Origin of the sequence: Streptomyces sp. NPDC006544 (assembly GCF_040611715.1) — a bacterium.
Lineage (GTDB): Bacteria > Actinomycetota > Actinomycetes > Streptomycetales > Streptomycetaceae > Streptomyces.
This window is the reverse complement of record NZ_JBEXOV010000131.1, coordinates 1-17,245: the sequence shown is the minus strand read 5'-3', so window position 1 is coordinate 17,245 and position 17,245 is coordinate 1. Positions and strand designations below refer to the sequence as shown.

Below are 17,245 nucleotides of genomic sequence, written 5' to 3'. Positions count from 1 at the left end.
CGAGGCCGGTGGCCGGCCGGGGGCGTGCGGTGGCGTACCGGTCGGATCCGGGGTCGTCGGCTCCGCCTGGAGGGCTGGTGACGGTTGGCCGGGGCGGTCATCGCGGTGGTGCGGCGGCGTCGCGGACGGTCCGCGGACGTCGGGGGCCGCCGGGAGGGCGGGGGGCAGCAGGCCCAGCCGGTCCAGGGTCTGGCGGGCGGCGAGGTCGGCGCGGGTCCACAGCGCCAGTGCGGCCGGGTCGATGCCGTCCGTGTCGGTGACCCGGGAGCCGGCGTCGCCGAGCCGGTCTTCCACCGCCGTGAGCAGCCGGTCGCGGGAGGCGGGGCTGAGGGTGTCGAAGCCGCCGCGCAGTGCGGGCAGGCGGTCCAGGAAGGCGGTGTCTCCGAGGTCGGTGACGCGGTCCAGCACCGGGTCGAGGACGGGGGCCATGGTCTCCAGGAGTGGGCCGGCCGCGGTGAGCAGGCCGGTGAGGCGGGCGGTCAGCGCGGTCCGGGTGGCGGCGTCGGTGGCCGCGTCCACCCAGGACGCGGTGCGGATCCCGAAGGCGTGGGCGTCCTCGTGGCCGAGCAGGACGCGGACGGCTCCGGCCGCGGCGGACATCAGCGGCGAGCCGTCGGCGGCCAGCCGGGTGAGGGCGTCGGCGAGCCGGATCCCGCCGAAGACGTCCGCGCGGTGGGCGAGTTCGAGCAGTGCTCGGGCGTCGTCGGGGTCGTCGGAGCCGGTGAGGCCGTCGACCTGGCGGACGGCTGCTGAAGTGAGCAGTTCGCCGACCGCCGCCGACCGCGCGGCGCGGGCCGGGTCCGGGCCGAGTCCGGCGACGTGGCCGGCTCGGACGCGGTCCAGCAGTTCGAGGGCGGCCAGCAGTTGGGGCAGCGTGCCGGTGGCCGGGACGCCCTCGCCCAGTTCGGTGAGGCGTTCGTCGGCCAGCGCGGGCAGTCCGCAGGCGGCGGCCTCCGCGAGGCCGCCGATGCTCTGGGCGGCGGTGGGCCCGCCGTCGTCCTGTTCGGCGCGGCGCCGTTCGCGCAGCAGGCCTTCGGCGGCCTGGGCCGGGGTGACGCCGCGGATTCCGGCGGCGGTGAGCATGGCGGCCGTGGCCGGGGTCCAGCGCACCTCCCACCGGGTGGTCACGGCCTCGCCGGCGCCCGCGCCCGTGACGGGCGTCGACGTGGCATAGGGGATGCCGCAGACCGTCAGCCGGCGCAGCAGGAGTTCGCGACGGCGGTCGAGGTCGGAGCGCAAGGGGTCGAGCCGCAGGTCGCGGGCGGCGGGGCCCGTGTCGGCGGGGCCGGGCAGGCCCAGGGCAGCGACCTCGTCCTCCACGGCCGGTGCCAGACCGCTGCGCGGGGCGGCGGGCGCGGGCCGGCCGGAGCGGGTGCCGACCAGGACCCGTTCCAGCGACCGGGCGACGGCGCGCCCGCGGCCGAGCGGTTCGCCCTGGGCCAGTACGGTCTGCACGGCCTCGATGAGTTCGCCGCGGCCGGGCGCGGGCAGGCCCCGCAGGCGGGCGAGGTCGCCTGCCAGCCGGACGATCTCGCGGGCGTCCGCGGGCCCCGAGGGGTGGTCCTGCGCGCGCAGTTCGCCGCAGATCCGCACGGCCGTGGTGAGCAGTGCCTCGTCGATGGCGGCCGGCCGGCCCGCCGCCTCCAGGACGAGGTGCTGCCATTCGGGGTCGCGGATGCCGGCCGGGTAGCCGGACCGCTCGTCCAGCAGCGGATAGGTGTACGGAATGAGGGAAACGGTCCAGGCCGGACCGCCGGGGAGCTCGTCCGCGGGCGGCACCGGGCCGGTCCCGGTGCCCAGCAGCGCCGGGGTGTGGAAGGCGCCCACGACCACGGCCGCCCGGCGCCCGGCGGCCGTGGCCTCCTCGATCCGGGCGCGCATCCAGCGCTCGCGGGCCAGGTCCGACTCGGTCACCGCCCCGGCCCGTTCGGCGTCGTGCCGCAGCGCCCAGCCCGTGAGCAGGGCGGCGCGGCGCAGCGCCTCGGGCGGGGAGCCGGGCGCGGCGCTCTCCACCAGGCGGTCCCACAGGTCCTCGCCGGGACGGCCGGTGAGGCGGGCGGTGAGCGCCTCGCGGAGCCCGGGCGCCTCGTGGCCCGCCCCGCCCGGGCGCCGGGGCTCGTGCCGGGCCGGGTCGGACAGCGGCAGGTCGCAGGCGATCACGGGGATGCCGTGGCGGGCGGCCCAGCGCAGGGCGACGAGTTCGGGCGAGAAATCGGCGAACGGGTAGAAGGCGGGCCCGCGCCCGTCCCCGGCGCCGTCCCCGCCGGAGGTGGCGGGGACTGCGGCCAGGGCGACGGGGGCCCGGGTGTCGGGATGGGCGAGCCAGGGCAGCCACTGCTGCAGATCCGCGGGCAGCTCGACGAGCACCACCTCGGGCTTCGCGGCGTCCAGCAGTTCCGGTAGGGCGGCGGCGAGCGACGGCGCGTGGTGGCGGACGCCGATGAGGTACGGGGCGGTGGGGTCGGTCAGGGCCTCCACCGCCTCGTCCGGAGTCATGGCCGGGGCGGTGGAGTCGGCCGGGGGGACGGAGGCTTCCGCGGCGGTGGCGGCGGCCGGGGGCGGAACGGTCATGGCGTCAGCTCTCCAGGACCGGGCGCAGGTTCCACAGGGTGCGCCAGGTCGCCGAACCCTGCTCGGCGCGGCGGCGCACCGCGCCGTCCCAGTAGCCCAGCAGCCGGGCGGCGTCGGCCGGGTCGTCCTTGCGGACCACGCCCAGCAGGTGGCCGGGGAGCAGGGACAGTACGTCCCGGTCGCCGGGGAAGTACGCGGCGGCCAGGGCCAGCGAACCGGCCACGGATACCGCCTCTGCGGTGCTCATCACCGTGGAGGGGCGCTCGACCTCCCAGCCTTCGGCCGACCGTCCGTCCCGCAGGTCGCGGAAGGCCGTCACGAGGGCTTCGAGGATCGCGTCGTCCACCTGGAAGGGGGCTCCGGCCCGGGTGACGGCCGCGTGGGCCTGGCGGCGTACCAGGGCGGTCTCGGCGTCCAGGTCGCCGATGGGGCCGACGGTCTCGAAGTTGAAGCGGCGCTTGAGGGCGGCGGACATCTCGGAGACGCCCTTGTCGCGGAGGTTGGCGGTCGCGATGAGGGTGAAGCCGGGTGCGGCGTGGGCGAGGGCGTCGGCGCCGCCGGCCAGTTCCGGGACGGCGATGCGCCGTTCGGACAGCAGCGAGACCAGGGCGTCCTGGACCTCGGGCAGGCAGCGGGTGATCTCCTCGACGCGGGCCACCGCGCCTCGGGTCATGGCGGTGAGGACCGGGGAGGGCACCAAGGCCTGCCGGGTGGGTCCCTGGGCCAGGAGCAGCGCGTAGTTCCAGCCGTACTTGAGCTGGTCCTCGGTGGTGCCCGCGGTGCCCTGCACCACCAGGCCGCTGGTGCCGCACACGGCGGCGGACAGCAGCTCGGAGAGCATCGACTTGGCGGTGCCGGGCTCGCCGACGAGCAGCAGCCCGCGTTCTCCGGCGAGGGTGACGACGCAGCGTTCCACCAGGGCGCGGTCGCCGACGAACTTCTGCTCGACGACCAGCTTGCGCGGGATGCCGTCGGGCGCCGCGGCGCCCTCGGGCAGCCGCAGGGCCTCGCCCGCGCTGCCCATCACGAAGGTGACGACGGCGCGCGGGCTCAGCAGCCAGGCGGGCGGGCGGGGGCCGTTGTCGTAGGCGGCGAGGAAGGCCAGTTCGGTGGCGTGGCGGTCCTCGGGCGGGCTGACCTGCCGGGCGGGCGGGGGCGCGGACGGGGGTGCGGAAACGGTGGTGTCGGTGGTCATCGGCGGCGGCCCTTCCGGGTGGCACGGGTGGTGAGTTCTTCGAAGGCGGGGGCGTCGCCGTCCTTGACACGGCCCCATGCGCGGGCGAACAGGCCGGGCACCGGCAGGTGCGGCACGGCCCGGGTGTGGTCGCGGAGCGGGTAGAGGGGTTCCTTCCAGGTCTCCACCGGCAGGGCGGGGGCCTTGAAGTCGTGCCAGCCGCAGGGCAGGAACAGGGTCCGGCCCGCACGGGACCGCTTGGCCTCCAGGACCAGGCCGGTGGCGGCCAGTTCGGTCCTGGCCTTCTTCGCCCGGCCCGGCGTCCAGCCGGTCCACCGGGCGCGGTCGCGGTCGGTCGGGTCGGGCAGTGCGAGCAGTTGCAGGTAGAGCGCGGCCGCGTCGTCGCCCAGCCCGTGGGCCGCGGCCACCTCGGCGACCAGCTCCGGGACCGAGCGGGCGGGGTCTTGGGCGTAGCCGGTGAAGCCGCCGGGAACCGAACCGGCCAGGACGGCCTGTTCGAGGTCGTCGCCGAGCAGGGCACGCACCGCCGCCAGGCAGTGGCCACGGCCCGGGCCGACCAGCCCTTCGAGCAGACCGAAGACGGGATCGTCCGCGCCGGTGAGCCCGGCCGTACGCACCAACGCCATCTCCGTGTCGCCGTACCAGGGGCGCAGGACGACGGCGTCCCCGAGGCGGGTGAGGCCGTCGGCTCCCGCCCCTCCGGTCGCGGGCATGCCGTACGCGGTGCGCAGCGGGACCGCGGTCGCGGTGCCCTTCTCCGTCCACTCCACGTCCAGGTCGAGGATGAGGCCGGGGTCGGCCAGGCGCCTGCGGAGCGCGGCGAGTCCGGCCGGCAGGTGGGCGCGCAGCGGATGGCCGTACGGCAGTCCGTAGGCGAGCCCGCTGAGCGCGGCCACCGCGCTCGTGAGGTCGCCGCGGCCGGGGACGGCGGCCGGGTCCTCCGCGACGAGGTCGCCGTCCTTGTCGAGCCGCATGACGGTGGTGCGGCTGAGCCACGCGGTGCGATCGGGGTTCAGGACGTCTTCCGCCGACACGGTGGAGACACCGGCCAGGGCGTCTCCCAGGTCCTCCGGCAGCCGGACCAGCGATCCCAGGCGCTCCGCCCAGGTCTTGGCGGCCGCCGCGGTGTCGGGGCCGGTCTCCCACAGGTCGGCGGGGTCGGCGGGCAGCAGCGCGTCTAGCAGCGCCAGCCGGTTGGTAGCGCCGAGCGCGCTCAGCCGGCCGTGGGCCCGTTGGGCCTGCCGGGCCTTGAGGCCCACCAGCGCCAGTGCGGCCGCGTGCGGTTCACCGCTGCCCGCCGCGACCAGCAGGGTCGCCTGTGCGGGCCCGATGCCGGTGGCGGCGTCGAGGGTGACGGGCGCCTCGGGCCGCCACGGCGCGGCGCCTCGCTCGCGGACGAGTCGGATCAGCGGGAGCAGGCGCTCGTGCGGGAGGGCGGGGGTGTACCGCCGGTCCTCGTGGTGGGTGAAGCCGGCGATCTGGCCGAACGCCCCTTCCGGGTCGTGGTCGAGGGCGAGCCAGTGGACGCGGTCGTCGCGGTGGGTGTGCTCCCGGCCGAGGATCACCACCGTGCGGTCGCCGCGGCGCAGCACCTGGCCGAGCCGCTGCTTCTTGCCGGCCTGGTCCTCGCTGTCCTCCTCGCACAGCAGGACCTGTCGCAGAGCTCCGGCGGGGTGGGCGAGCGGGCCGGTGGCGACCGCTTCCAGGAGGAGCAGCAGCGCCTCCCGGTGTGCGTCGGTGGTGGTGGGGGCGGCGGCGCGGTAGGCGAGGGGGCCCAGCGCGTCCAGGAACGGCAGCCAGGCCAGGTCCATGCCGGGGACGGTGCGGGTCTCGCTCGTCCAGCCGTCACCGAGGGCCGGCAACGTGGTGGGGGCGGGCAGCGGCTTGCCGTCGGCGGGCTTGCCGGACAGGACCTGGTTGACGGAGAGGATCTGCTGGAGTCCGCTCCACTTCGTTTCGCGCCCCCAGTAGCGGTATCCGCCCGGTGCGGCGATCCCGTCCACGGCGGCGGTCAGGGTGGTGTCGTCCCCATGGAGGGGCCGGTGGTCGGCGTACATCCCGTCGCCGTACCGCTTCCCGCCGTGGGGTTCGTCCTGCGGGGGTGTGGCGTACGCGGCGGTGGAGGCGCGGTGGTGGGCGGCCGTCCGCACCAGGGCGCTCACGCCGGTGAGCAGCCGGGCGTCGGTCAGCGCGGGGAGCGCCGTCGCGACGGCGGCCTCGATGAGCTCGTCCGCGGAGGGTCCGTTGTACGACGTGTCGGCGGCCACCGCGGCCTTCCGGCCGGCCAGTGCCGTGTCGACGGCGTCGAGGAGGGCCGCGATCTGCGCGTCGGTGACCGCGCGCAGGGCGGCCGAGCCCCGCTCGTCGCGCGGGCGCAGGGCGTGCCAGAACGCGGGCGGCGGGACGTACCGGGTACCGGCGGCGTACTCGCCGCCCCGGTCGCCGAGGGTGACCGATCCCAGCACGTCGGTGGTGACGGCGCCCGCCGGATAGAGCTCGACGGCGCCGCCGACGACGGCGGCGAGGGGCGCGGCTCCGCCCGGCAGCCGCAGGGCGCCCAACGGTACGGGGTGGTCCCGGCGGCCCGGCGCGACGGCCATGGTGACGGTCCGCCCGTCGGGGGTCCCGGAGGTGACGCGTCGGTCGGGGCCCTGCCCCTCAGTGCGCACCCAGCGGCCCAGGACGGTGCCGTCGGTGCCCAGCGGCGTGGTCTCCAGGCCCGGGAGCAGCGGCAGGACCTCGCATTCCTCGGTCACGAGGCGGGCGCCGTCGCGGATTCCCGACTGCAGGAAGGCGGGCAGCGAAGCCCGCCCGTGGGTGCCGCCCGCCGGGTCGTACTCGACCCAGCAGTGGTCGCGGCCCTGCTTGCCCTGGCGCCAGTGTCCGGTGCCGTCGCCCAGCACGGGGCGGGTGGACGGCAGGGTGGTGTCGCCAGCGTGCAGGGTGCGGCCGCCGGTGGCACGGCCGCCGCCGGGCAGCGGCAGCGACGGGAAGCCGACCTCCTGCCCGCTCCACCACTGCGGCAGCTGCTCGCCGCCGAGGGTGAAGGGTTCGGCGGGGCGGGCCGACCAGTACGCGCGCTGCTTGCCGTCCTGCGCCCAGATGACCAGCAGTTCACCGTCGGTGTACCGGAAACGGGGGCGCCGCCAGCGGTCCAGGTCGGCGGGCAGGCGCAGGTCGTGTTCGAGCAGCACCCCTTCGGGGCCGACCACGACGGCCGTGTGGCGGTTGGCGAGGACCAGGGCGGGCCAGGCTTCTGCGACCACCATCCAATGGTTCTGGTCGGTCCGGTCGGTGTCGAGACGCCGATAGGTCTCCTCCAGGGCGGGCCAGCCCAGTTCGTCCAGGACGCCGGCGCGCAGGGTGGCGCCGAGGACCGGCGCCGGGTCGTACGCGGCTATCTCGGCGACGGCCTCCGGGTTGACCTGGCCGGCGATCGCGCGGAACGACGACAGGCGCCGGAGCGCCGCTCGCGAACCGGGCAGTCCCGCCGCCCCGGTGAGTTCCGCGGCGCGATCGCGCAGCCAGTCGTGGAGAACGGCGCCGAGCACCGGGTGGGCGGCGATCGCGGCGAGTACGGAGTCCTTCGAGCGATGGCCGTTCAGGCCGTTCAGCGCGTCGTACAGCAGTCCGCGGAAGCGGGGGCGGCCGGCGACGGCCGTCAGGTCACGGCGGCCCGGGGTGTCGTCACCGATCCAGCGCTCCAGCGGGAGGTGGACGTTGGCGCCCGCCTCCGGTTCGGTGACGGGGACGTCCCAGGCGACGCAGGCGTCGAGCAGGTCCAGGTCGGCGCCCGCGTGCCAGCGTCCCTGGAAGAGGTCGGCGGGACGGCCGTCGGAGCGCAGCCGGGGGGCCATGCGCTCGACGAGGTCGAGGGTGCGCGCGCAGCGCTCCGAGCTGGACGAGCCGTGCTTGCGGTGCAGGGCCCAGCGGCTGAGCCAGTCCGCCGGGTCGACGCCGTCCGTGCTCCGCGCGGCGGTGAGCAGGGCGTCCGCGCCCGTCTCGGCGAGCAGCGACAACCAGGCTTCGTCGGCTTTCCGGTCGTCGCCGAGGCCGGTCGGCATGATCTCCAGCAGGCGGGTGCGGATCTCCGGTCGTGTGGCGGCGAGCGCCACCAGGGTCGGGCGGTAGGCGGTCCAGAAGGAGGCGGGGGCCCGGACGATGCTCGGTGAGGCGATCAGGTCGCCGACGAAGGCGCTCTCTGTTCTCTCCCTGTCCAGTCCCGCGGCCTTGATGAGCGCGCGGGCGTCCTGCGGCAGGGCGGCGTACGGCGCCATGCCCGCACCGCAGCGTTCGACGGCGAGCTGCCGGAACTGCGCCCAGGCCTCGGCCGGGTCGAGGCGGCGCGACAGGTCCTGCGCGTGGTCCTTGAGCGCCTTGACGGTCAGGGCCCCGGCGAAGGCGAACTCCAGGAAGACCGCACGCTGCCGCTCCTCGTCGACCGGCAGGCCGTGGACGCGCTCGGCGGCGCGCGCCTTGCCGAAGAGCGTCGCGGCGTAGGTGCTGTTGTCGTGCTGGAGGAAGACGCGCGCGGCCTGCTCGTAGAACGTCGGCAGGAAGTGCGGTACGGCGCGGCCGAGCCGGGTGGCGAGTGCCTCGAAGCCGTCCTTGGCGGCGCCGGCCCGGGACTTGGCCTGGCGGGCAAGCCGTTCCATGTCCTTGACCAGGGCCAGCGCGTGGTGGCCGTTGGCCGGATCGTTGACCAGGGCCCAGGCGGGGAAGCCCAGCGTCTCGCGGCGCACCTGCCCCACCTCGGGGGCCTCGGGCTCGCGGGCGAGTCCGAGAAAGTCCAGTGCCAGGTCCTCGGCCTCGCCCAGGGTGCCCGCCACCAGGCGGACCACGCGCCGGTCGTCCAAGGCCGGGTGGGTGTAGGTCCGGGCGGTGAGGCTGTCGGCGTCGTCGCGGGCGACGGTGCCCGCGCGCAGGATCGCGCCGGCGTCCAGCAGGGCCGCGGCCCGGGTGGTGTCGTCGGTGTTCATGCCGCCTGCTCCTCGTCCTCGATGTCGCGTCCCGCGTACAGGGCCGCCGCCATGCGCATGCCTTCCGACCAGGCGACCGGGCCGACCTGTCCGGCGGTCAGGGCCCGGCCGGCGGCGTCGGTCCACGTCAGCGAGCCGGTCTCGGTCCGCTCGTAGCCGTCGTAGTCGCCGATCCAGATGCGCGCCTCGACCGTCGCACCGTCCTCGACGACCGGGCAGACCGCCTGGCCGCCGCGGGCCCGGTAGCCGAGCTGGGTGGTGCGCCCGTGCAGGAACCGCAGTTCCTTGAAGGCGCCGCCCGCGTAGTCGTCGACCGAGGCGGTCTCCGGGTCCAGGTCAGCCGGGCGGTGCCAGACCTCGCGGAAGAGCTGCTGCACCCGCTGTTCCACGGTGAGTTCGACCGCGAACTCGCGAAGTTCTTCCAGGTCCGCCAGCAGCACCGGGTGCGGGACGCGGACCAGTTCGGGGCTGATCCGCACCGTGTCGCCGTCGAGGTCGACCAGGCCGAGGCCCCGGACGGGGTCGGCGTCGCGCAGGAATCCCGCGACTTCGCCGTCCTCACCCGTGACGACGAGGTCGCGCAGCGCGGAGCGCCAGGCCGTGTCCTGCCACACCTGGGCGATGGCCGCGACGGGGACGGGCAGCGAGCGCACCATCCAGCGCTCCACGTCAGCGACGCACTGGCGCTCGTGCCGGTCCAGCCACTCCACCAGCTGGCGCAGTCCGACCACGGCCGGGTCGTCCGCGAGTTTCCCGGGCACCGTCTTCAGCCGGCGACCCGCCGCGTTGCGGCAGACCACTTTCCCGTCGTCGAGGGCGACTTCGTAGTCGCCGGCCGGAACCCACCCCATGTGCTGTCTCCTTGGTCAGACGGCCTGGCCCGGGGCATGGCACGGCATGGCACACCCTCGGTCGCAGCGCCGCCGCGATCACGTTGAGGCGACTCTAGGGGCAGGCTCCGACAATGCTTCCGGCAGCACCACCGGGGGGTGGATCACGCGTGCGGGGGGCCGGGGCATGTCTGACGGATCCTGCCGGGCTCGCGGTGCCTGGCCGGCATGATCCTGGTCCCGGCAGAATGTCTCGAGCAGAACCAGCGGCAGCGGGCAGCAGGCAGCGGGCAGCGGGCAGCGGGCAGGTCACCGTCTTTCAGGGCGACGCGGCCTTCGGGGCCCCGGACCGGTTCGCTCCTGTTTTGCTGATCAGGCTGCGGCAGGGAGCTTGGTGCGTGTGCGGTGGACGAGTTCGTGCCCGGCTCGCCGCCGATGCCACCGAAGTACACCGCGACCCGGTCATGTAGGCGAGCTGCTCGGGGTCGTGGCTGCCCGGCCTGACGGAGTCGAGGAGGTCCTCGGTCCGGCCGAGCGCTGCCTTCGGTGCCTTGGCGTCTCCGGTGCGCCCGTGGGCGCGGGCCTCGGCCAGCTTCGCGAAGGCCGGCACCCGAGGCGCAGCGTGGCCGAGACCGCGCTCGTAGGCGCCTTCGGCCATGTCGGCGGCTTCTTTTCCGGGTGGGCGGCCGGATCATGATCGTGCTGTATCCCGACAGGACCCCGGGCTCCTGGAAGGTCAGGCCCTACTGATGCGGAGCACCGGGATGTCCCTGTCCGTGCCCTTCTGGTACTGCTCGTACCGGGGGAACACGTCGAGCAGGAGCGGCCACACCCTGGCCTTCTCCTCCGGGGGCAGAACCTCGGCTCGCGCCCGGAAGCGTTCGCCCAGTACCCGTACGTGCACCTCGGGGTTGGCCTCGACGCTCGCGAACCACATCGGGTGGCTGTCAGACCCACCGTTGGACGCCACGATCAGATAGCGGTCATCGTCGTCCGTCGCGTGGATGAGGACGGTGCGGCGCCATTCACCGCTGACGCGGCCCTGGTAGTCCAGCAAAAGGCAGGGCGAGCCGTTCATGTCGGTACCCTCCGTGCCGTCCGACTCCTCGTACCGAATGCCCTGGTCGCGCACCTGGGGATGGGGACTCAATTTCACCGTGGCCGGGTCATAGGCTGTAGGCATGTGGATGCTCCGTGAGTGAGGGGCGCGGGATCAGATCATGCGCCGGGCGGCCATCGACCAGGAGAAGACCCCGACGATCGCAGCCTGCTGGGAGGCCTGGCCTCTCAAGCCCGTGATGAGAACTGGTCCCACGAAGAGTACCTGGCGGCTCTGCTGCAGCGGCAGGTCACCGACCGGGAGTCCAAGGGCACCGTGATGCGGATCCGCACCGCTCACTTCCCGCAGGTCAAAAGGCTCGAAGGCTTCAACCTCGGCCACCTGCCCTCGATGCCTCGGGACGTCCTCGCGCACGTGGCGACCGGGACGTCGTGGATGAGGGCGGCCGCCGTCCTCCCCACGGCTTCCCGCGGGGAGGACTCCAAAGTGTGAGGCTGGATGCCGAACAGGTCGGCCATCACGATCGGCGGGATGTCGGCGATGGCTTCGATCATGGCCGTATTGTGGGCTGACCGGGCCGGAAGTCCGTGTCGAACCGGTCCAGCTCCTACAAGTGGGTCGCCGGATCATGCGGACGTTCTCCCTCACCGGTATCCGTCCGCGCAGACGCGTCCGCACTACCGTCCCCGACCCGGCAGCTTCACCGGTTCCAGACCTGTTCCAGCGGGACGTCACCGCCACCGAGCCGGGCTGAAAGCACATGGTCGGCGTCACGTATCTCCCCCTGGCAGAAGGTGAGTTCCTCTCTCTCGCGACCGTGCTGGACTGCTTCAGCCACAAGGTCGTCGGCTGGTCCATCGCCGACCACATGCGCACCAGCCTGGTCGCCGACGCCCTGCGGAGGGCCGCCTCGACCCGCGGCTGCCTGGAGGGCTCCGGCTCCGTGTTCCACCCGGACCGCGGAGCGCAATACGGTTCCCGGGCCTTCGCCGGCCTCTGCACCGAACTCGGAGTCACCCGGTCGATGGGCGCGGTCGGCGCCACCGCCGACAACGCGGCCTTCGAAAGCTTCCACGCGTCCCTGAAACGCGAGACTCTCCAGGGCTCCCACGACTACGGCGACGCCACCACCTGCCGTCAGACGGTCTTCGCCTGGCCGACCCGCTACAACACCCTCCGCCGCTACTCCGCCAACGGCCACCGCGGCCCCAACGAACACGAACACCGACACGACACCGCTGAACTCACGCCTGTCGCGTGATCAGTAACCGCGTGCCCACCTCCATGGGGGAAGGCCCAACCCGCATCAGCCCACGTCACACCACAGCTGATCCACCCACAGAGAAGGCAGAGCCCACCGGTCCCGTATCGAACGGATTCAGCTGTCCTCGTTCGCCGAGACCCAGGCGGACTCGACCACTTGTCACCGAGGGGAGGGTTGCGTGCCCCGTGCTCCAGACCAACCCGGGTACTGCCGCGTCTCGCAGAAACGCGCGGGCCGCGACGGGCGGTGTTTGGTATGGACCTGACAAGCACGGTCGGCTAGCGTAGCGCTCGACGCTCTGTGAGAGCGCTCTCAAGCGTTCGACTCCCCCCACACCAGGAGGTCTCGTGAAACGCACCACCCCCTTACGCGCCGCCGTCGCCGCCCTGCTCCTGACTGTCGGCCTGGGCGCCGCCCACGCCGGTGTGGCGAGCGCCGCCCCGCTTGCGGAGTCCGCCGCGACGCCGTCCGCCTCGGCCGGACTTCTCGACGCGATGCGCCGGGACCTCGGGCTCACCGCTTCCCAGGCCGAGGAACGACTGAGCGCAGAAAAGGCCGCAGCGGCCCTGGAGAAGACCGCACGTCAGGCCGCGGGTGGTGCGTACGCCGGCTCGTGGTTCGAGCCGTCCACCGGCCGGCTCGTCGTCGCGGTGACCGGCCACGCGGAGGAGTCCGAGGTGCGGGCCCTGGGCGCCGACACCCGGTTCGTCCGGCACAGCGCCGCCGCGCTGGACCGCTCCAAAGCACGCCTGGACGCGCTTCCCGCCCCCGCCGGGGTGGCCGGCTGGTACGTCGACCCGCAGACCAACAGCATCGTCGTCACGGTCCTACGCGCCGAGCGGGAAGCCCCCGCCGTACGGGCCTTCGTCGAGCAGGCCCGGGCCGGCGGCCCCATCACCCTCGCCGAGGCGGTGCAGGCGCCCCGCACGTACGCAGCGGGCACCGTCGGCGGCGACCCCTACTACACCGGCAACGTCCGCTGTTCGATCGGCTTCTCCGTGTACGGCGGCTTCGTGACGGCAGGGCACTGTGCACAGGCGGGGGCCGCCGTGCGCGGCTGGGACGGGTCCGCGATGGGCACCTTCCAGGGCTCCTCGTTCCCCGGCAACGACTACGCGTACGTCGGCATCCACAGCGGCTGGTGGACCGTACCGGTGGTGCTCGGCTGGGGCACCATCCCGGACCAGCTGGTACGCGGCTCCGCCGAGGCACCCGTGGGCGCCTCGATCTGCCGGTCGGGGTCCACGACGCACTGGCACTGCGGCACCGTCCTCGCCAAGAACGAAACCGTCAACTACAGCCAGGGCGCCGTCTATCAGATGACGAAGACCAGCGTCTGCGCAGAGGGCGGCGACTCCGGCGGCTCGTTTCTCAGCGGCGACCAGGCCCAGGGCGTCACCTCCGGCGGCTGGGGCAACTGCTCGTCCGGCGGCCAGACGTGGTTCCAGCCGATCAACGAGATCCTCGGCCGCTACGGCCTGACGCTGCACACCGCCTGAGGTAGGCACGGCGAACGGGTCCTTCCGGGCCGCAACACCCGGAAGGAGCCGTCGCACGGCTTCCCGCCCGGGCCAAAGGCTCTTCTCGTCCGGGCGGGGGCGCCTCGGCCGGCCGGGCCGTCGGCGCCGAGCCCTGCGGCCGTAGCCGAACAGGCCGTTGCACTCGCCCTTGACGTCGGCGATCTCCCGGCACAGACGCAGGTGGCCCTCCTTGGCGGCCATGAGGTGCCTGACATCGGATCATGCGGGTGTGCCGGTCGACGGGCTGCGCGCGGCGCCGGACACCTGCTCATCGACGAGGAACCGTCCATCAGGGCTGGCTGCGCGCGGCCGGGAGCGCGCAGTCCGACGGCCGCGCCGAGTATCCGCAGCGGCCGTCCGGCCGGCGATCACGGGAGGCTTCGATCACCCTCTCTGCATCAAGCCAGCCTTAAGAGAGCGTTAAGCCTGAGGCCAGGAGAGAAAACCGCAGCTCAGAGGCTTGTACCGGGTGACGCTTGGCGTTGCCACGGCGGTTACCTCTCCGTAATACTCACTGCCCCGAGGTGATATCACGCCACGTTTTTGAGAGCGCTCTCGGACCACAACCCCATGACTCACCCTGCCCGCCCGGCCTCCCTCCCCTCCCCTCCCCTCCCCTCCCCTCCCCTCCCCTCCCAAAACAAGAAAGCATGTTCATGGCTGCTGCTCATCGCGCACGGCGCCGCTCCTTCGGCGGAGTGGTGCTCCTCGTCACCGCCGCCCTGGTCGCGGCGGTGCTCCTATCCTTCACCCGGGCGGTCGCCCCACAGGCCGGTGCCGCAGTCGCCGCACAGACCTGGTCCGACGAGTTCGACGGCGCGGCCGGCCGCGCTCCCGACGCCACCAAGTGGACTCTGGAGACCGGCGGTTCGGGCTTCGGCAACCACGAGTTGCAGTACTACACCAACAGCACCTCGAACGCCGCGCTCGACGGCCAGGGCAACCTGGTCATCACCGCGAGGAAGAACACCGACGCCGGCCTCGGCTGCTGGTATGGGCAGTGCCGGTACACCTCGGCCCGGCTGAACACCGCCAAGACCTTCACGCAGGCGTACGGCCGCTTCGAGGCCCGCATCAAGATCCCGCGCGGCCAGGGCATCTGGCCCGCCTTCTGGATGCTCGGCAACGACCTCGGCACCGTGGGCTGGCCCGACAGCGGCGAGATCGACATCATGGAGAACATCGGCCGCGAGCCCGACACCGTGCACGGCACGGTGCACGGCCCCGGCTACTCCGGAGCGGGTGGCCTCGGCGCCGCGTACAGCCTGCCCGGAGGCCCCGCCTTCGCCGACGACTTCCACGTGTTCGCCGTCGACTGGAGCCCGAACTCCCTCGTATGGTCGGTGGACGGCGCCACATTCAAGACCCTCACGCCGGCCGACACCGGCGGCAACAAGTGGGTCTTCGACCACCCGTTCTTCGTCATACTCAACCTGGCGGTCGGTGGGGACTGGCCCGGCAGCCCGGACACCTCCACGTCCTTCCCGCAGACGATGACCGTCGACTACGTCCGCGCCTCCTCCGGCAGCGCCACCGCCGCACGCCCGATCCGTGGCATCGGCGGCATGTGCGTCGACGTAGCCGGCGGCTCCGACGCCGACCGCACCCCCATCCAGCTGCACGACTGCACCGGCAGCGCGGCCCAGCAGTGGACCATCGGCGGCGACGGCACCGTCCGCGCCCTCGGCAAGTGCCTGGACGTGGCGGGCGGCTCCACCGCGGACGGCGCCGTCGTCCAGCTCTACACCTGCAACGGCACGAGTGCCCAGAAGTGGACGTACACCGCCGCCCACGACCTCGCCAACACCGGTGCCGGCAAGTGTCTGGACGCCAAGGGCAACTCCTCTGCCGACGGCACCCGGCTGCAGACCTGGACCTGCACCGGCGCCGCCAACCAGAAGTGGACGGTCGGCTGACCGACCAGCCCCGCCGCCCTCCCTTCTCCCCCCGTCCTCCCTTCTCCCCGTCCTCCCTTCTCCCCCGTCCTTGTGTCCGACCGCTCCCCCACCCGACCTCACCAAGAACGGATCCCCACCATGACGGCTCGCCACCAGCGAACGATGCCCCGCAGAAAACTCCTCGCCGCGACGGCGGGCCTGGCCCTGGCGGTACCGGCCGCGGCCGCCTGGTTCGAGGTGAACGCCAACGCGTCCACCACCGCCACGCTCCCCCTCGACCTGGTCAACACCACCGGCAACAACACGGTGTACGCCTACGTGCTCGGCCGCGACCCCGCGGCCGGCGGCAACTGGGCCTTCATCCAGGCCAACGGCTCCAGCCTGTACCACCCGCCGGCCCCGGCCAACGATCAGACCCCGCTCGGGGTCGACTGCGCCATCCTGCTCAACGGGTCCGGCGCCGGGGCACGAAGGGTGACGCTGCCGCGCCTGGACAGCGGCCGCATCTACTTCTCCGTCGGCACGAAGCTCACCTTCCTGATGAACCGCGGCGGCGGCCTGGCCCTGCCGTCGGTGAGCAATCCCACCGACCCCAACGCGAACGCCCCTCATGACTTCTGCGAATTCACCTTCAACAGCGACCAGCTGTACGCCAACATCACGTTCGTCGACATGGTCTCGCTGCCGATCGCCTTCCAGCTGGAGACCGGGCAGGGCACCCAGACGGTGCGCGGGCTGCCCGCCGACGGACTGTCCCGGGTCGCCGCCGCGCTGCGGGCCCAGTCCGCCGCCGACGGCAGCGACTGGAGCAGGCTGATCGTCACGGCGGGCGGCCGCGACCTGCGCGTACTCAGTCCCAACCTGGCGATCCGCGGCAACAGCGGCTTGTTCCGCGGCTACTTCGACGGCTACGTCGACGAGGTGTGGAACAAGTACCGCTCCACCGACCTGCGCATCGACACCCAGTTCACCTGGGGAACCGTCACCGGCCGGGTGAACGGCGACAATCTCACCTTCCCCGGCGTCGGCAGCTTCGCCAAGCCGTCGACCCTCTCGATCTTCTCCTGCAGCGACGCGCCCTTCACCACGGGCAACGACCTGATGGGCAATCTCAGCGCACGGCTCGCCGCCGCCCTCAACCGCACCACCCTGCTGGACAACCCCCACCAGCCGACCGCCGAGAACCCCGCCGCCTTCTACACCCGGCCGCGCACCAACCACTACGCCCGCATCCTGCACAACACCACCCCCGACCACCTCGGGTACGCCTTCCCGTACGACGACGTACACCCGGCCGGAGTCGACTTCGAGGGCAAGGTGCAGTCCGGCAGCCCGGGCCGCTGGACCATCACGGTCGGCGGTGTGGCCGGCGGCGGTGGCACACCTGCCCCGACGCCGACCGCCACCGTCCCGGGCGGCGGGGTCAGCGCCTTCACCACCATCCAGGCCGAGACGTTCAACGCCCAGTCGGGAGCACAGGTCGAGGCCTGCTCCGACGGCGGCGGCGGATCCGACGTCGGTCATCTGTCCAACGGTGACTGGCTCAAGTTCTCGGCCGTCGCCTTCGGCTCCACCGGCGCCACCCGTTTCGACGCCCGCGTCGCTTCCGGCGCCGCAGGCGGAGTCAGCGGCCTGGTCCAGGTCCGTCTCGACAGCCCCACGGCCACCCCGGTCGGCGGCTTCGCCATCGCCAACACCGGAGGCTGGCAGGCCTGGCGCACCGTCCCCGCCGACATCGGCCGCACCACCGGCACCCACGACGTCTATCTGACCTTCGACAGCGGCCAGCCGGCCGACTTCGTCAACGTCAACTGGTTCTCCTTCGCCTAGGGACTAGGGCCTGTGTGATGTCGTGATCAGCTTCTAAGTTCTTCCCCCTGCGCGGGGTGGAATCCGGTAGGACTGTGGTCGTGACGCGTAGGCAACTC

General features: G+C 73.4%; 12 protein-coding genes. 5 read left to right on the top strand and 7 right to left on the bottom strand.

From position 1 onward, the window contains the following. From ABZY44_RS34415 to ABZY44_RS34385, 7 genes are all read right to left on the bottom strand, one after another. Positions 1 to 2,496: DUF5682 family protein (locus tag ABZY44_RS34415; RefSeq protein ID WP_356660878.1), on the bottom strand; the 2,496-nt coding region annotated here is incomplete at its 3' end. 79 nt (positions 2,497 to 2,575) lie between these two features. Further along, the gene (locus ABZY44_RS34410) at positions 2,576 to 3,766 is read right to left on the bottom strand and encodes an AAA family ATPase (protein ID WP_356660874.1); all 1,191 of its coding nucleotides are present in this window, start codon (positions 3,764 to 3,766) and stop codon (positions 2,576 to 2,578) included. Next, complete coding sequence (locus tag ABZY44_RS34405; protein WP_356660872.1) at positions 3,763 to 8,745, bottom strand: hypothetical protein; 4,983 nt, start codon at positions 8,743 to 8,745, stop codon at positions 3,763 to 3,765. Before ABZY44_RS34405 ends, ABZY44_RS34410 begins: the two co-directional genes overlap by 4 nt. Further along, positions 8,742 to 9,596 (bottom strand): DUF4132 domain-containing protein, encoded by an 855-nt coding sequence (locus tag ABZY44_RS34400; RefSeq protein ID WP_356660870.1) that lies wholly within the window; start codon positions 9,594 to 9,596, stop codon positions 8,742 to 8,744. The genes ABZY44_RS34405 and ABZY44_RS34400 overlap by 4 nt, the downstream gene beginning before the upstream one ends. Before the next feature lie 298 nt (positions 9,597 to 9,894). Beyond that, on the bottom strand, positions 9,895 to 10,233 hold the full coding sequence (locus ABZY44_RS34395) for a hypothetical protein (RefSeq protein ID WP_356660868.1): 339 nt from the start codon (positions 10,231 to 10,233) through the stop codon (positions 9,895 to 9,897). Positions 10,234 to 10,311: 78 nt separating this feature from the next. Then, entirely contained in the window at positions 10,312 to 10,758 is a 447-nt protein-coding gene (locus ABZY44_RS34390; RefSeq protein WP_356660866.1) for a nitroreductase family deazaflavin-dependent oxidoreductase, read from the bottom strand. Between the two features lie 30 nt (positions 10,759 to 10,788). Beyond that, positions 10,789 to 11,016: a hypothetical protein gene (locus tag ABZY44_RS34385; protein ID WP_356660880.1), complete on the bottom strand. Its 228-nt coding sequence runs from the start codon at positions 11,014 to 11,016 to the stop codon at positions 10,789 to 10,791. On the opposite strand from ABZY44_RS34385, the gene ABZY44_RS34380 reads away from it, so the two are divergent. The 5 genes from ABZY44_RS34380 to ABZY44_RS34360 all read left to right on the top strand — a co-directional run bounded on the left by ABZY44_RS34380 (position 10,912) and on the right by ABZY44_RS34360 (position 17,147). Beyond that, entirely contained in the window at positions 10,912 to 11,127 is a 216-nt protein-coding gene (locus ABZY44_RS34380; RefSeq protein ID WP_356660876.1) for a hypothetical protein, read from the top strand. The genes ABZY44_RS34385 and ABZY44_RS34380 overlap by 105 nt on opposite strands. 268 nt (positions 11,128 to 11,395) lie before the next feature. After that, positions 11,396 to 11,896 (top strand): DDE-type integrase/transposase/recombinase, encoded by a 501-nt coding sequence (locus tag ABZY44_RS34375; protein ID WP_356660864.1) that lies wholly within the window; start codon positions 11,396 to 11,398, stop codon positions 11,894 to 11,896. A 350-nt stretch (positions 11,897 to 12,246) separates the two neighbouring features. Beyond that, entirely contained in the window at positions 12,247 to 13,398 is a 1,152-nt protein-coding gene (locus tag ABZY44_RS34370) for a S1 family peptidase (protein WP_356660862.1), read from the top strand. Positions 13,399 to 14,075: 677 nt separating this feature from the next. Continuing rightward, the gene (locus ABZY44_RS34365) at positions 14,076 to 15,335 is read left to right on the top strand and encodes a family 16 glycosylhydrolase (protein ID WP_356660860.1); all 1,260 of its coding nucleotides are present in this window, start codon (positions 14,076 to 14,078) and stop codon (positions 15,333 to 15,335) included. A 144-nt stretch (positions 15,336 to 15,479) separates the two neighbouring features. Continuing rightward, complete coding sequence (locus ABZY44_RS34360) at positions 15,480 to 17,147, top strand: beta-1,3-glucanase family protein (RefSeq protein WP_356660858.1); 1,668 nt, start codon at positions 15,480 to 15,482, stop codon at positions 17,145 to 17,147. The last annotated feature ends 98 nt before the right edge of the window (positions 17,148 to 17,245 follow it).

What these genes read in the sequence shown, in the direction of transcription:
- ABZY44_RS34410 (WP_356660874.1), bottom strand. Translation starts at nt 3,766, where the DNA reads ATGACCACCGACACCACCGTTTCCGCACCCCCGTCCGCGCCCCCGCCC.
- ABZY44_RS34360 (WP_356660858.1), top strand. Translation starts at nt 15,480, where the DNA reads ATGCCCCGCAGAAAACTCCTCGCCGCGACGGCGGGCCTGGCCCTGGCG.
- ABZY44_RS34395 (WP_356660868.1), bottom strand. Translation starts at nt 10,233, where the DNA reads ATGGCCGAAGGCGCCTACGAGCGCGGTCTCGGCCACGCTGCGCCTCGG.
- ABZY44_RS34365 (WP_356660860.1), top strand. Translation starts at nt 14,076, where the DNA reads ATGGCTGCTGCTCATCGCGCACGGCGCCGCTCCTTCGGCGGAGTGGTG.
- ABZY44_RS34405 (WP_356660872.1), bottom strand. Translation starts at nt 8,745, where the DNA reads ATGAACACCGACGACACCACCCGGGCCGCGGCCCTGCTGGACGCCGGC.
- ABZY44_RS34375 (WP_356660864.1), top strand. Translation starts at nt 11,396, where the DNA reads ATGGTCGGCGTCACGTATCTCCCCCTGGCAGAAGGTGAGTTCCTCTCT.
- ABZY44_RS34390 (WP_356660866.1), bottom strand. Translation starts at nt 10,758, where the DNA reads ATGCCTACAGCCTATGACCCGGCCACGGTGAAATTGAGTCCCCATCCC.
- ABZY44_RS34400 (WP_356660870.1), bottom strand. Translation starts at nt 9,596, where the DNA reads ATGGGGTGGGTTCCGGCCGGCGACTACGAAGTCGCCCTCGACGACGGG.